This is a genomic window from Pseudomonas sp. HS6 (assembly GCF_023375815.1).
In the GTDB taxonomy this organism is placed as follows: Bacteria; Pseudomonadota; Gammaproteobacteria; order Pseudomonadales; family Pseudomonadaceae; genus Aquipseudomonas.
Window position 1 is genome coordinate 4,090,055 of the sequence record NZ_CP067412.1, and the last position, 13,634, is coordinate 4,103,688.

The 13,634-nt window shown below is 59.5% G+C and carries 14 protein-coding genes; 3 read left to right on the forward strand and 11 right to left on the reverse strand.

Annotated elements, in window-relative coordinates; translation table 11 throughout:
* Positions 1-12: 12 nt before the first annotated feature.
* Positions 13-1,011, forward strand: coding sequence for a zinc-dependent alcohol dehydrogenase family protein (locus JJN09_RS18455; RefSeq protein ID WP_249482972.1), 999 nt, complete (start codon positions 13-15; stop codon positions 1,009-1,011).
* Here JJN09_RS18455 and JJN09_RS18460 read toward each other — a convergent pair.
* Together JJN09_RS18460 and JJN09_RS18465 are read right to left on the reverse strand one after the other, a co-directional pair.
* Complete coding sequence (locus tag JJN09_RS18460) at positions 1,008-1,598, reverse strand: 2-hydroxychromene-2-carboxylate isomerase (RefSeq protein ID WP_249482973.1); 591 nt, start codon at positions 1,596-1,598, stop codon at positions 1,008-1,010. The genes JJN09_RS18455 and JJN09_RS18460 overlap by 4 nt on opposite strands.
* 33 nt (positions 1,599-1,631) lie before the next feature.
* A complete protein-coding gene (locus tag JJN09_RS18465) occupies positions 1,632-2,360 on the reverse strand; it encodes an SDR family oxidoreductase (RefSeq protein WP_249482974.1) in 729 nt (242 codons plus the stop codon).
* A gap of 92 nt (positions 2,361-2,452) precedes the next feature.
* Between JJN09_RS18465 and JJN09_RS18470 the strand changes: the two genes are divergently transcribed.
* Positions 2,453-3,022: a TetR/AcrR family transcriptional regulator gene (locus JJN09_RS18470; protein WP_249490822.1), complete on the forward strand. Its 570-nt coding sequence runs from the start codon at positions 2,453-2,455 to the stop codon at positions 3,020-3,022.
* Between the two features lie 10 nt (positions 3,023-3,032).
* Here the strand turns inward: JJN09_RS18470 and JJN09_RS18475 are convergent, their stop codons facing one another.
* The 3 genes from JJN09_RS18475 to JJN09_RS18485 all read right to left on the reverse strand — a co-directional run bounded on the left by JJN09_RS18475 (position 3,033) and on the right by JJN09_RS18485 (position 5,660).
* On the reverse strand, positions 3,033-3,314 hold the full coding sequence (locus JJN09_RS18475) for a hypothetical protein (protein WP_041069802.1): 282 nt from the start codon (positions 3,312-3,314) through the stop codon (positions 3,033-3,035).
* 168 nt (positions 3,315-3,482) lie between these two features.
* Complete coding sequence (gene rhtA, locus JJN09_RS18480) at positions 3,483-4,370, reverse strand: threonine/homoserine exporter RhtA (RefSeq protein WP_249482975.1); 888 nt, start codon at positions 4,368-4,370, stop codon at positions 3,483-3,485.
* Between the two features lie 324 nt (positions 4,371-4,694).
* Positions 4,695-5,660, reverse strand: a complete 966-nt coding sequence (locus tag JJN09_RS18485; RefSeq protein WP_249482976.1) for a GlxA family transcriptional regulator — start codon at positions 5,658-5,660, stop codon at positions 4,695-4,697.
* A 190-nt stretch (positions 5,661-5,850) separates the two neighbouring features.
* Here JJN09_RS18485 and JJN09_RS18490 point away from each other — a divergent pair, with 190 nt between their 5' ends.
* Positions 5,851-6,492 carry an HD domain-containing protein gene (locus JJN09_RS18490; RefSeq protein WP_249482977.1) on the forward strand — a complete coding sequence of 214 codons (642 nt, stop codon included), beginning with the start codon at positions 5,851-5,853 and terminating at the stop codon, positions 6,490-6,492.
* Positions 6,493-6,631: 139 nt separating this feature from the next.
* Here the strand turns inward: JJN09_RS18490 and JJN09_RS18495 are convergent, their stop codons facing one another.
* From JJN09_RS18495 to JJN09_RS18520, 6 genes are all read right to left on the reverse strand, one after another.
* A complete protein-coding gene (locus JJN09_RS18495) occupies positions 6,632-7,522 on the reverse strand; it encodes an ABC transporter permease subunit (RefSeq protein WP_249482978.1) in 891 nt (296 codons plus the stop codon).
* Entirely contained in the window at positions 7,519-8,400 is an 882-nt protein-coding gene (locus tag JJN09_RS18500; RefSeq protein ID WP_249490823.1) for an ABC transporter permease subunit, read from the reverse strand. The genes JJN09_RS18495 and JJN09_RS18500 overlap by 4 nt, the downstream gene beginning before the upstream one ends.
* A 35-nt stretch (positions 8,401-8,435) precedes the next feature.
* Positions 8,436-9,578 (reverse strand): ABC transporter ATP-binding protein, encoded by a 1,143-nt coding sequence (gene potA, locus JJN09_RS18505; RefSeq protein WP_249482979.1) that lies wholly within the window; start codon positions 9,576-9,578, stop codon positions 8,436-8,438.
* Positions 9,579-9,650: 72 nt separating this feature from the next.
* Positions 9,651-10,748 (reverse strand): polyamine ABC transporter substrate-binding protein, encoded by a 1,098-nt coding sequence (locus JJN09_RS18510; RefSeq protein ID WP_302851896.1) that lies wholly within the window; start codon positions 10,746-10,748, stop codon positions 9,651-9,653.
* 187 nt (positions 10,749-10,935) lie between these two features.
* Positions 10,936-12,045 carry a polyamine ABC transporter substrate-binding protein gene (locus JJN09_RS18515; protein ID WP_249482980.1) on the reverse strand — a complete coding sequence of 370 codons (1,110 nt, stop codon included), beginning with the start codon at positions 12,043-12,045 and terminating at the stop codon, positions 10,936-10,938.
* Positions 12,046-12,216: 171 nt separating this feature from the next.
* A complete protein-coding gene (locus tag JJN09_RS18520) occupies positions 12,217-13,581 on the reverse strand; it encodes an aspartate aminotransferase family protein (protein WP_249482981.1) in 1,365 nt (454 codons plus the stop codon).
* Positions 13,582-13,634 lie beyond the last annotated feature (53 nt).

Below are 13,634 nucleotides of genomic sequence, written 5' to 3' on the forward strand. Positions count from 1 at the left end.
GGATTGACCGAAATGACTGACTCAATGCACATGCGCGCGCTGATAGTGGACACCGCCAACGCTCCGCTACGCTTGGTTTCCCTTGAACGCCCCGTGGCGGGTGCCGGACAGGTGTTGGTGCGGATCAAGGCCAGCGGTGTGAATCCGCTGGACCTGAAAATCCGTGCGGGGCAGGCCGCTCATGCGCGACAACCGCTGCCGGCGGTGTTGGGGCTGGATCTGGCGGGGGTGATCGAAGCGGTAGGTGAGGGCGTGCAGGGCTGGGCGCCGGGCGATGAAGTTTATGCGTTGGCAACCGGCATTGGAGGTGTGCAGGGTTCGCTGGCCGATTTTGCGGCGGTTGATGCGCGGCTTTTGGCGCGTAAACCGGTCAATCTGAGCATGCGCGAAGCCGCAGGTTTACCGTTGGTGCTGATTACTGCCTGGGAAGGCCTGGTGGATCGGGCTCGGGTAAGGGCTGGGCAAAAGGTATTGATTCACGGTGGTGCGGGCGGTGTCGGACATGTGGCAGTGCAAATCGCCCGGGCGCTCGGTGCCGAGGTTTTTGCGACGGGGTCCGCAGGGCAACGCGGAATTATTGAAGGTTATGGCGCGACGTTCATTGATTACCGTGAGATGTCGGTCGAGGACTATGTCCGTGAGTACGCGGCCGGGGAGGGTTTCGATATTGTTTATGACACGGTGGGCGGTGAAACGCTGGATGCGTCGTTCAAGGCTGCGCGGATATACCACGGACATGTGTTGAGTTGCCTCGGGTGGGGGGAGCATAGTCTGGCGCCGCTGTCCTTCCGGGGGGCGACCTACTCTGGCGTGTTTACCTTGTTGCCGCTGCTGACGGGAAAGGGTGGCGAGCACCATGGTGAGATCCTGCGCCAGGTAGCCTTGTTGATCGAAGCTGGAGAGGTGAAGCCACTGCTCGATGCGCGTCGGTTCACGCTGGAGTCCGCTGGCGAGGCCCATGAGCTGCTTTCATCGAAAGCAGTTCATGGGCGCCTGGTGGTAGAGATCTAGCGCAGGGCTTCTTCAACGAAGTCGAGACGATCCTGACCGAAGAACAACTGGTTGCCGATGAACATGCTCGGCGCGCCGAAGACTCCACGCTTGACGGCTGTCTCGGTGTTGTCCTTGAGGGTAGTCTTGACCGCTTCATCATTGGTCAGTGCCAGTACCTGCTCAGGATTGAAACCGTGTTCGGTCAGCACCGCTGCGACCGTTGTCGGTTCATCGAGACCGCGGCCATCAACCCAAAGCGCTTTGAACAGGCAGTCGATGAACGCGAGGAAGCGCTCCGGGTGCCGCAATTGAATGCCGGTCACCGCTCGCATCAACATCAGGGTATTGATCGGAAAATGGGGATTGAATTTCAGGGGCACGTCGTAGCGTTTGGCGTAGCGGTCCAGATCCTGAAACATGTAGCGGCCCTTGGCCGGGATCATCGCCGGTGACGCATTGCCTGTGGCCTTGAATACGCCGCCCAGCAGCATCGGGATATAGATCAACTGGCTGCCGGTTTCGGCGCAGATTCCTGGCAGTTGGGTGTACGCGAGATAGGTGGCGGGGCTGCCGAGGTCGAAGTAGAACTCCACGGTTTTGCTCATGTTCGCTGCACTCATTGTTGTTATTGGAAGGGATTACCAGCGTTCGTTCCAGGGGCGCAGATCCAGCTCGAAAGACCAGGCGTCCCTTGGCTGGCTGTGCAGGTACCAATAGTTCTCGGCGATGTGCTCGGGATTGAGAATACCGTCCTGATCCTTGGTTGCGTATTTGTCGGGGAAATTGCTGCGGATAAAGTCGGTATCGATGGCACCGTCGACCACGATGTGGGCAACGTGAATGTTCATCGGGCCGAGTTCTCTGGCCATGCTTTGCGCCAGTGCGCGGATGCCGTGCTTGGCCCCGGCAAATGCGGCAAAACCGGAGGCGCCTCGTAGCCCGGCGGTAGCTCCGGTGAACAGAATGGTGCCGCGCTGGCGGGTGACCATTCGCTTGGCCACTTCGCGAGCATTGAGGAACCCTGAGAAACAAGCCATTTCCCAGATCTTGAAATACTTGCGTGCAGTTTCTTCGAGAATGCTGCAAGGCACGTTGGCCCCGATGTTGAAAACAAACGCTTCAATCGGCCCGAGACGGGTTTCGATATCTTCGATCAGTGCAATGACGTCTTCTTCCTTCCGCGCATCGCAGGCAAAACCGTGGGCTTCGCCGCCGTCCGCCTGAATGGCTTCCACCAACGGCTGCAATTTGTCGGCGCTGCGCCGTGTGACGCAAGCGATGAAACCTTCTTTGGCGAACCGCCTGGCGATGGCGCCACCCGTGGCATCACCTGCACCGACAACCAATACGACCTTCTTGTTATTCATGGGTGGATCCCTTTAGTAAACGATCGTTAAGTGAACGAACGTTATGCTAGGATTTGCTCAGCGTCAAGGCAGTCAATTGCGAGGATGAATGCATGCGGTACTCCGCCGGTCACAAGCTTGAAACCAAAGAAAAGCTGCTGCAAAGCAGCTCGCTGTCCGCGAAAAAAAGCGGTTTTTCAACGATGGGTGTTGATGGCCTGATGAAGACGATCGGCCTGAGCGGTGCGGCGTTCTACAGTCATTTCTCGTCCAAGGACGCTTTGTTCGCCGCTATCGTCGAGCGCGAGTTGTGTCAGAGCCTGGATCGGCTTGGTGGGCGGGGGGAGCAGGATCGTGAGCGGTTGGAGCGATGCCTGAAGCTGTATCTGAACATGGCGCATGTCGAGCAACCTGAGCTGGGTTGCGCATTACCTGCGTTAGGTGCCGAGATTGCGCGGTCGGATGTCGTTGTGCGGGAACAGGCTGAGCTATGGATTTGTCGGCTTCAGGAAAGTTGGGCGCAAATTCTGGAGAGCGACAGCCTGGCCTGGGCCATTCTGTCGCAATGTGTCGGGGCGTTGGTGGTTGCGCGAATGCTGGCGTCCCCACAAGTTCAGCAGCGGGTGCTGGAATCCAGTCACGAAGAGATCGGCCGCCAGCTCGCCGTTCAGCGAGCACAATAGCGGCGGCGGTTTATTTGCAGATGACGATCATGCTTCGGCTGGTATAGCCGGCGGGGTTGAGACCAAAGGGATAATCACCCGGCTCCTCCACCGCATCCCCGGATTTGGCGATGACTTTATAACCCTTCGGCGCACAGGAGTTGGCGGCACTGGTGTAACACTTGTCCCAGGAAGATGAGAGTCCTGAACAGTTGATATGCAGCCCTTTTTTGCCGTGCTTTACCTGAGTCTTGGAGGTTGCCGCGCATCCCGCAACGGCGAGCACGGCGATCAGTATCAAAATTCGTTTCATTACCGTCCTTATGGCGGCCTCGAGTCTGACGCTCGGGTCTGCCTGCATTCGCTCTCGCTTGATGCGTTCCGATGTCCCTATCCGAAAAAGTCCATATCTGGCACTGAGTTGCGAAGCTAAACATGGCCTAAATGAGCGGCAAATACCAGACCTTCGTTACAACCGCTTTCAATCCGCCGCAATCACGGGCTTGGCATGGCTGCCCATGGTCATGGTTGCACCGACGGAAGCCAGGATAATGCACAGGATCGCCATCCATTGTGACAAAGAAAGGTATTCCTGCAGGAATAGCAGCCCTGATAGAGCACCAAATGCCGGCTCGATACTCATCAGCGTGCCGAAGGTGCGGGCTGGCATGCGGGTGAGGGCGATCATTTCCAGGGTATAAGGCAGGGCCGTGGAGAGAATGGCGACACCGATGGCTATCGGGATCAGCGAAGGCGTCAGCAACGCGGCACCTGCGTGGACGATGCCAATGGGGGCAACGAACAGTGCTGCGATCATCACGCCCAGTGCTGCGGTCGTCACGCCGTTGTCAGCGCCGGCCTTCTGGCCGAAGAGAATGTAAAGCGCCCAGCAAACACCAGCGCCAAGCGCATAGGCCACACCGGTAAGGTCGAGGCCCGCTGTCGTCGCACCTGTTGGTATCAATAGCAGCAATCCGACTGCGGCGAGGGCAATCCAGAGAAAGTCGATTGCACGACGGGATGCGTAGATGGCTACGGCCAGCGGCCCGGTGAACTCCAGCGCAACCGCAATGCCGAGCGGCACAGTGCGTAAGGACATATAGAAGAGAAAGTTCATGCCGCCCAGCGCCATCCCATACACGATCACGGTGCGCAGCGATTTGGCCGTCAGCTTTGCCTTCCAGGGTCTCAGCAGTAGCACCATGATCACGCTGGCGAACATCAGGCGTAGCGTGGTTGTACCTTGGGCGCCCACGATGGGGAACATGCTTTTGGCCAGAGAGGCGCCTGACTGGATTGATGCCATGGCAATCAATATCAGGCCAACCGGAAACAGGATGGATACAAGACTGCGGGGTTGGTCGTTCATTGCGCGGCATCGTCCGATAGTAAAGGCAGTAGAAGGCATTAACTGAGTGATGGGCAATATACTGCGCATTCGCTGGTGTTGCGTCTATATATAAGCGGGCTTTTTGATATCGACTGATAGAAAAATCAAATTAGGGGTTGACGGCAGATTCTGGGAGCCGACCGAGGTGTCTTGCGTCATACATCGACCTGAATGATCGGAGTCGATTATGGATTCAGCCAAGTTCGTTCAGGTCGGCGTATCTCCCCAATATCCCCCTATCGGCTCCCTCTCCCAGGGGGAGAGGGCTGGGGTGAGGGGTAGCGATCCAAAGCCGATCACCACTCAAACCATCGCCGCAAAATTCAACCGAAACTGCTGCGCCGTCACCCCCAACCGCCGGTTAAACACACCGCGCATATGCTGCGCATCACGAAACCCACACTGATATGCCACGGTCTTGAGCGGCGCCGTGGTGCTTTCGAGCATCACCCGCGCCGCATCCACCCGCGCACGCTCGACGAATTCCGCCGGGGTGACTTTCGCTTCGCGAGCAAACACCCGGGAGAAATTCCGCGCGCTCATGTTCGCCGCATTCGCCAGATCGGCGATGGTCAGGTCGCCGGTAAGATTGGCCAGCACATACAGCTGCACCATCGCCACCGCCGACGTCGGTTCTGCATGCGGTGTGAGGAACGGGCTGAACTGCGACTGCCCGCCCGAGCGCTGGGTAAACACCACCAGCCGCTTGGCCACGCTCAACGCGACCTCGGAACCGTGATCACGCGCCAGCAGATAGAGCGACAGATCGATCCCCGCCGTCACCCCCGCCGAGGTGTAGAGCTGACCGTCCTCGACATACAACCGATCGGCCTCGACCCGGCTCGACGGGCACAACTGCGCCAGCGCCTCGGCGTCATTCCAGTGGGTGGTGACCGTATGCCCGTCCAGCAACCCCGCACGGGCCAGCATAAACGCACCGTTGCAGATCGAGCCGAATCGCCGCGCCCGCCCGCAGGCCTCACGCAACCACGCATCGAACGCCTCGCCGAAATCCAGGAACGGCAACTGCGGCCCACCGGCCACCAGCAACAAATCGTAACCCTGCGACACTTCGCTGAAATGCCGATGAGCACTCAGGGTCAACCCGTTGGAACACGGCATCAACCCACGCTCGACGCCGATCACTTCGAGTCGGTAATGATCTTCCGGCGCCAGGAAGCGGTTGGCCTCGGCGAACACGTCCATGGGCCCGCTGACGTCCAGCGACTGCACGCCGGGGAACACCACAATGGCGACGGTTTTGTTCATGGCGATGTCGGCTCCCGGGGAATGGCGGATCAGCGCCAACCCTAGCCAATCCTCGTCGCAGAAGCGAGCTGGCACGATTTGCAGGTGGAATGGCAAGGATCGCAGCCATGGATCGATTGTCCGGTTTTGCCCCCGGGAACAGACTTTCCCCATCAGCGCCGCGACGGCGTTTTCGACGAGGAAGCTCAACATGACCACGACCATCGCCGGTATCCAGATCCCCGACAGCGCCCTCGCCCGGGCCACCACCGAGTACATCCGCGACATCGAATCCGACCTTCTTTACCACCACTCGCGCCGGGTATTTCTGTTCGGGGCCTTGAGCGGCGAACGCCAGCAACTGGCCTACGATCCGGAGCTGTTGTACGTCGGCGCGATGTTCCACGACCTGGGTCTGGTCGAAGGTCACCGCAGCGATGACGAACGTTTCGAAGTCGATGGCGCCAACGCGGCAGCGACGTTTCTCAAGCCTTACGGGCTGAGCGACGACGACATCGAACAAGTCTGGTTGTCGATCGCCCTGCACACCACGCCGGGTGTGCCGAAGCATCTGCGTCCGACCGTGGCGCTGGTGACGGCAGGCGTCGAGATGGATGTGCTGGGCATGGATTACGCCGCGTTCACCACTGTGCAGCGTGAGGCGGTGGTGCATGCGCACCCGCGGGGCGAGGGTTTCAAGGAGTGCATCATCTGCGCGTTTGCCGATGGCTTGCGTCATCGCCCGCAGACGACGTTCGGCAATGTGAAGACCGATGTGCTGAAAGATCAGGCGCCGGGGTTCAAGCCGATGAACTTCGTTGAAGTCATCCGCAGTTCTCCCTGGACTGCGTAAAACCAAATGTGGGAGCGGGCTTGCCCGCGATGGCGGTCTGACATTCAACATTGCAGTTGACTGTGATGACGTCATCGCGGGCAAGCCCGCTCCCACAGGATTTGAGGTTAATCACAGAGCTGTGATCAACCCCACTGGCTTACGCCGCTTCCGGCGTCTGCGCCCGGCGCACGTCCGGTTGCTTCCACGAATCGGCAGCGCTTTCTTCGATGGCTTGCTGGATCGCCTTGCGACGCGCTTCTTCGGCGCGGCGGCTGAAGAACCAGACCATGAAGGTCACCAGCGACACCGCCAACAGAATCAGGCTGGCCACGGCGTTGATCTCGGGTTTCACGCCCAGACGCACCGCCGAGAACACTTCCATCGGCAAGGTCGTCGAACCCGGGCCGGACACGAAGCTCGCCAGCACCAGGTCGTCCAGCGACAGGGCGAACGACATCATGCCGCCCGCCGCCAGCGACGGCGCGATCATCGGGATGGTGATCAGGAAGAACACCTTCCACGGCCGTGCGCCGAGGTCCATCGCGGCCTCTTCAATCGACAGGTCCAGCTCACGCAGACGCGCCGACACCACCACCGCCACATACGCCGCACAGAACGTGGTGTGGGCGATCCAGATGGTGACGATGCCACGCTCCTGCGGCCAGCCGATCATCTGCGCCATGGCCACGAACAGCAGCAACAGCGACAGACCGGTAATCACCTCAGGCATGACCAGCGGCGCAGTCACCAGACCGCCGAACAGCGTACGGCCCTTGAAGCGGGTGATGCGGGTCAAGACGAATGCCGCCAGCGTACCCAGCGCCACTGCCGCGACGGCGGTGTAGCAGGCGATTTCCAGCGAGCGCACCACCGAGCCCATCAGTTGGGTGTTGTCGAGCAGGCCGACGTACCACTTGATCGACCAGCCGCCCCACACCGTCACCAGCTTCGAGGCGTTGAACGAGTAGATCACCAGGATCAGCATCGGCAGGTAGATGAACAACAGGCCGAGCACCAGCATCAGGCTGGAGAAACGGAAGCGCTTCATTCTTTACCCTCCATTTCCTTGGCCTGACTGCGGTTGAACAGGATGATCGGCACGATCAGGATCGCCAACATCACCACCGCCAGGGCGGACGCCACCGGCCAGTCACGGTTGTTGAAGAACTCTTGCCAGAGCACTTTACCGATCATCAGGGTTTCCGGACCGCCGAGCAGTTCCGGGATCACGAACTCGCCCACCACCGGGATGAACACCAGCATGCAGCCGGCGATGATCCCGTTCTTGGACAGCGGAATAGTGATTTTCCAGAAGCTGTTGAAGGTGCTCGAACCCAGGTCGGAAGCCGCTTCCAGCAGGCTTTGATCGTGCTTCACCAGGTTGGCGTACAGCGGCAGGATCATGAACGGCAGGTACGAATAGACGACGCCGATGTACACCGCGAGGTTGGTGTTGAGGATCTGCAGCGGCTCGTCGATGAAGCCCATGCTCATCAGGAAACCGTTGAGCAGGCCGTTGTTGCTGAGGATGCCCATCCACGCGTAAACGCGGATCAGGATCGCGGTCCAGGTCGGCATCATGATCAGCAGCACCAGCACCGTTTGCAGCTCTTTGCGGGCGCTGGCGATGGCGTAGGCCATCGGGTAGCCGATCAGCAGGCAGAGGATGGTGCTGAAAAACGCCATCTTCAACGAGCCGAGGTACGCGGCGATGTATAACTCGTCGTCGCCGAGCATCGCGTAGTTGCCCAGGTTCAGCAGCACTTGCAGCTTCTGGTCAACGAAGCTGTAGATCTCGGTGTACGGCGGGATGGCCACGTCGGCTTCGGCGAAGCTGATCTTCAGAACGATGAAGAACGGCAGCATGAAGAACAGGAACAGCCAGATGAACGGAACCCCGATGACCAGTTGGCGGCCACCGGGAATTATTCGATTGAGCCGGCGTTTGAATTTGCGCATGTTCATGAGCGAAGTACCACGCCGCTGTCATCTTCCCAGTACACGTAGACCTGATCACCCCAGGTCGGACGTGCGCCACGGCGTTCGGCGTTGGCCACGAACGACTGCACCAGTTTGCCGCTCGGCAATTCGACGTAGAACACCGAGTGCCCGCCGAGGTAGGCGATGTCGTGCACCTTGCCGCTGGACCAGTTGTACTCGCAGGTCGGCATTTCGGCGGTGACCAGCAGTTTTTCCGGACGGATCGCGTAGGTCACGGACTTGTCCTGCACCGAAGTGCTGATGCCGTGGCCGACGTAGATCTGCCGGTCGAGGTCCTTGCAGACGATGGTCGCGTGGCCTTCGGCGTCGTCGATCACTTCGCCTTCGAAGATGTTCACGTTGCCGATGAATTCGCAGACCAGGCGGCTGGTCGGGGTTTCGTAGATGTCGATCGGGCTGCCGATCTGGGCGATCCAGCCCAGGTGCATGATCGCGATGCGCTCGGCCATGGTCATGGCCTCTTCCTGGTCGTGGGTCACCATCACGCAGGTCACACCCACGCGCTCGATGATCTCAACCAGCTCAAGCTGCATCTGTGAACGCAGTTTCTTGTCCAGTGCGCCCATCGGCTCGTCGAGCAGCAACAGCTTCGGCCGCTTGGCCAGCGAACGCGCCAGTGCCACACGCTGACGCTGGCCGCCGGACAACTGATGCGGCTTGCGCTTGGCGTACTGGCTCATCTGCACCAGCTTGAGCATCTCGGCCACGCGGGCGTCGATCTCGGCCTTGGGAATCTTGTCCTGTTGCAGGCCGAACGCGATGTTCTGTGCCACGGTCATGTGCGGGAACAGAGCGTACGACTGGAACATCATGTTGATCGGTCGCTCGTACGGCGGCATGTCGGTGATGTCGACGCCGTCGAGGAAAATGCGCCCCTCCGTGGGCCTTTCAAACCCTGCCAGCATCCGCAGCAGAGTGGATTTGCCCGATCCCGAACCGCCGAGCAGGGCGAAGATCTCGCCCTTCTTGATTTCCAGGGACACATCGTCCACGGCAACCGTCTCGTCGAACTTCTTCGTGACCCGGTCGATTTTAACCAGCACCTGCTTAGGTGTCTGGTCGCCCTCGAGGGCTTTCTTATAGGCGCCGGAGGCAACTGCCATTTACGAAACTCCCAGAAAAAAGAGTGCAGTTCGCCCACGCAAGACGAACCCAGGATAGTTTGTACGTTGAAGCTATTTACCCGACTTGACCTTGGTCCAGCTGCGGGTCATCAAACGCTGAATATTGGGTGGCAACTCGACCGACACGTAAGTCTTGTCGAGGACGGCCTGCGGTGGATAAACCGCTTCGTCGGTGCGAATGGACTGCTCCATCAGCTTGTCCGAACCCGGGTTGGGGTTGGCGTAACCGACGTAATCACTGACCTGGGCGATCACCTCAGGTTTCAGCAAATAGTTGATGAAGGCGTGGGCCTCTTTGACGTTGGACGAGTCCTTCGGAATCGCCAGCATGTCGAACCAGAGCGCGCCGCCCTCTTTCGGGATGGCGTAGGCGATGTTCACGCCTTTCTTGGCTTCTTCGGCACGGTGCTTGGCCTGGAAGATGTCGCCGGAGAAACCGATGGCCACGCAGATATCGCCGTTGGCCAGATCGCCGATGTATTTCGAGGAGTGGAAGTAGGTCACGTACGGACGCACTGCCAGCAACTTGGCCGTGGCCTTCTCGTAATCCTTGGGATCGGTGCTGTTGGCGTTCAGGCCCATGTAGTTGAGCACGGTCGGCATCATTTCATCGGCCGAATCGAGGAACGCCACGCCGCAGCTGTGCAGCTTCTTGATGTTCTCGGGCTCGAACAGCACGCTCCAGGAGTCGATCTTGTCGACGCCGAGTACGGCTTTCACTTTATCGACGTTGTAGCCGATGCCGTTGGTGCCCCACAGGTACGGCACCGCGTACAGGTTGCCCGGATCGTTCTGTTCCAGGCGTTTGAGCAGCACCGGGTCGAGGTTGGAATAGTTCGGCAGCTGCGCCTTGTCGAGTTTCTGGAACGCGCCCGCCTTGATCTGCTTGCCAAGGAAGTGGTTCGACGGCACGACCACGTCGTAACCGGTACGCCCGGCGAGCAGTTTGCCCTCCAGGGTTTCGTTGGAGTCGAATACGTCGTAGACCGGTTTGATCCCGGTTTCTTTCTGGAAATCGGCCAGGGTGGTCTCGCCGATGTAATCCGACCAGTTATAAATATGCACAGTACCGGCGGCTTGGGCACCGACAGCGAACGTCAGGCCGGCAGCGGCCAGCAGGGCATTGCGCAAAGAAGAAAAAATAGGCAAGTGGAGGTCCTCTAATTTAGTTGGGCCCAAGTTGCCCCGCGCTGCATGACAGTCACGGTTGCCCGGCAACAAAACCGGCGCGCAACTTACCTTCGAAAAACCGTTGCAGCAAAACTTTCTGTCATTTAATTGCACCGCTGGCCGTCCTTGCGAACGCGACGGCCAGCGGTTGCGGCTTCAAACCGGCTTATTTACCGGATTTGATCTTGGTCCAGCTGCGGGTCATATCGCGCTGGGTAGCGGCCGGCAAATCGGCGATCGCATACAGCTTGGCCTGTACATCGGCTGGCGGGTAGATGCCCGGGTCGCTGGTGATGTCTTTATTCACCAGCGGCGTTGCAGCAGCGTTACCGTTCGGGAAACGTACGGCGTTGGTGATGCCGGCCATGACTTCAGGCTTCTGCAGGAAGGTCATGAACTTGTAGGCGCCTTCAACGTTTTCGGCATCCTTCGGAATGGCGACCATGTCGAAGAAGCTGCCTGCGCCTTCCTTCGGAATCGCGTAGCTGACTTTCACCTTGTCACCGGCCTCGGCGGCACGGGACTTGGCCTGCTGCACGTCACCCGAGTAGCCGACCGCTACGCAGATGTTGCCGTTGGCCAGGTCCGAGATGTACTTGGAGGAGTGGAAGTAGGTGATCGATGGACGAATCTTGAGGAACAGGTCCTCGGCTTTCTTGATGTCTTCTTTCTTCTGGGTGTCGGTTGGCAGGCCCAGGTAGTGCAGCGCGACCGGGAGCATTTCGGTCGGCGAATCGAGGAAGCTCACGCCGCAGCCCTTGAGCTTGGCGATGTTTTCAGGCTTGAGCAGAACGTCCCAGGAATCGATGGTGTCGACGCCCAGCGCAGCCTTGACCTTCTCAGGGTTGTAGCCGATGCCGATCGAGCCCCACATGTACGGGAAGGCGTGCTTGTTGCCCGGGTCGCTGACCGACACGGCCTTGAGCAGGTCCTGGTTCAGGTTCTTCCAGTTAGGCAGCTTGGAGGTGTCCAGCTCCTGGTAAACGCCGGCCTTGATCTGCTTGGCCAGGAAGTTGTTCGACGGCACGACCACGTCGTAGCCGGACTTGCCCGCCAGCAGCTTGGCTTCCAGGGTTTCGTTGGAGTCGAACACGTCGTAGACGACCTTGATCCCCGACTCTTTCTCGAAGTTCGCGATGGTGTCCGGAGCGATGTAGTCGGACCAGTTGTAGACGTGCAGCACTTTGTCGTCCGCGTGAACCGCGCCCGCCATCATGCCCGCGACGGACAGGGCCAGAAGAGTCTTGCCAGCAAGCTTTTTACCTAATGCCTTCATGCGTCATGCTCCAAATTTTTCTTTTTTGAACCACTTTGTTCAGCGGCCGAACCCGGACAACTGGAACCGCGGCTAGTCTGGCAAGATACGAGGCGGTCTTTCAAGAAAAGACCAGCCTTTCTGACAGCTCCGAGCGACAGCGCAACAGCTCCATCGCTCAGAGCCTAGCACTTAGCCCTGCAATGCACTGAGGGTCAGATCCAGGCACTTGCGCGCCTTGGTCACCAGCTCATCGATCTCCGCCTTGCTGATCACCAGCGGCGGCGCAATGATCATGGTGTCGCCCACAGCGCGCATGATCAGCCCGTTGTCGAAGCAGAACTGACGGCAGATCATGCCCACACCCTTGCCTTCGTAGCGCTTGCGAGTGGCCTTGTCCTGCACCAGCTCGATCGCCCCCAGCAGACCGACTCCGCGCACTTCCCCCACCAACGGGTGATCGTTCAGCTCGCGCAGACGTTTCTGCAAATACGGTGCCGTTTCGTTGTGTGCGTTTTCGATAATTTTTTCGTCGCGCAGAATCCGGATGTTTTCCAGACCCACCGCCGCCGCCACCGGGTGACCGGAGTAGGTGAAGCCGTGGTTGAAATCGCCACCCTCGTTGAGCACCGCCACCACTTCGTCACGCACGATCAGGCCACCCATCGGGATGTAGCCGGACGTCAGGCCTTTGGCGATGGTCATCATGTCGGGCTTGAGGTCGTAGAAATCGCTGCCGAACCATTGACCGGTGCGGCCAAAACCGCAGATCACTTCATCCGCCACGAACAGGATGTCGTACTTGGCGAGGATTTCCTTGATGCGCGGCCAGTAGGTGTCTGGCGGAATGATCACGCCGCCGGCGCCCTGGATCGGCTCGGCAATGAAGGCACCGACGTTGTCGACGCCGACTTCGAGAATCTTTTCTTCCAGCTGATTGGCGGCCCAGATCCCGAATTCTTCCGGGGTCATGTCGCCGCCTTCGGCGAACCAGTACGGCTGGGCGATGTGGACGATGCCCGGAATCGGCAAGTCGCCCTGCTCGTGCATATAGGTCATGCCGCCCAGGCTGGCGCCGGCCACGGTGGAGCCGTGGTAGCCGTTCTTGCGGCTGATGATGACTTTCTTGTTCGGCTGGCCCTTGATCGCCCAGTAGTGGCGAACCATGCGCAGCATGGTGTCGTTGCCTTCGGAGCCGGAACCGGTGAAGAACACATGGTTCATGCCTTCCGGCGCCACGTCGGCGATGGCCTTGGCCAGTTCCAGCGCCGGCGGGTGCGCGGTCTGGAAGAACAGGTTGTAGTAAGGCAGCTCGCGCATTTGCTTGGCGGCCGCATCGGCCAGCTCATCGCGCCCATAACCGATCGCCACACACCACAGACCCGCCATGCCATCGAGGATCTTGTTGCCCTCGCTGTCCCACAGGTACACGCCCTTGGCGTTGGTGATGATCCGTGGACCCTTTTCTTTCAACTGCTTGAAGTCGCTGAACGGGGCCAGGTGGTGATCGCTGCTGAGGGCTTGCCACTCACGGGTTTGCGGGTTGTTGCTGGTCATGCCAATTCTCCTTGTTATCGGTGAAGGCGCGGCGGCTGGCCACCGCGCCCGGC

What these genes read in the sequence shown, in the direction of transcription:
- JJN09_RS18475 (WP_041069802.1), bottom strand. Translation starts at nt 3,314, where the DNA reads ATGAAACGAATTTTGATACTGATCGCCGTGCTCGCCGTTGCGGGATGC.
- JJN09_RS18485 (WP_249482976.1), bottom strand. Translation starts at nt 5,660, where the DNA reads ATGAACAAAACCGTCGCCATTGTGGTGTTCCCCGGCGTGCAGTCGCTG.
- JJN09_RS18515 (WP_249482980.1), bottom strand. Translation starts at nt 12,045, where the DNA reads ATGAAGGCATTAGGTAAAAAGCTTGCTGGCAAGACTCTTCTGGCCCTG.
- JJN09_RS18470 (WP_249490822.1), top strand. Translation starts at nt 2,453, where the DNA reads ATGCGGTACTCCGCCGGTCACAAGCTTGAAACCAAAGAAAAGCTGCTG.
- JJN09_RS18460 (WP_249482973.1), bottom strand. Translation starts at nt 1,598, where the DNA reads ATGAGCAAAACCGTGGAGTTCTACTTCGACCTCGGCAGCCCCGCCACC.
- rhtA (WP_249482975.1), bottom strand. Translation starts at nt 4,370, where the DNA reads ATGAACGACCAACCCCGCAGTCTTGTATCCATCCTGTTTCCGGTTGGC.
- JJN09_RS18495 (WP_249482978.1), bottom strand. Translation starts at nt 7,522, where the DNA reads ATGAAGCGCTTCCGTTTCTCCAGCCTGATGCTGGTGCTCGGCCTGTTG.
- JJN09_RS18455 (WP_249482972.1), top strand. Translation starts at nt 13, where the DNA reads ATGACTGACTCAATGCACATGCGCGCGCTGATAGTGGACACCGCCAAC.
- JJN09_RS18520 (WP_249482981.1), bottom strand. Translation starts at nt 13,581, where the DNA reads ATGACCAGCAACAACCCGCAAACCCGTGAGTGGCAAGCCCTCAGCAGC.
- JJN09_RS18465 (WP_249482974.1), bottom strand. Translation starts at nt 2,360, where the DNA reads ATGAATAACAAGAAGGTCGTATTGGTTGTCGGTGCAGGTGATGCCACG.
- JJN09_RS18490 (WP_249482977.1), top strand. Translation starts at nt 5,851, where the DNA reads ATGACCACGACCATCGCCGGTATCCAGATCCCCGACAGCGCCCTCGCC.
- potA (WP_249482979.1), bottom strand. Translation starts at nt 9,578, where the DNA reads ATGGCAGTTGCCTCCGGCGCCTATAAGAAAGCCCTCGAGGGCGACCAG.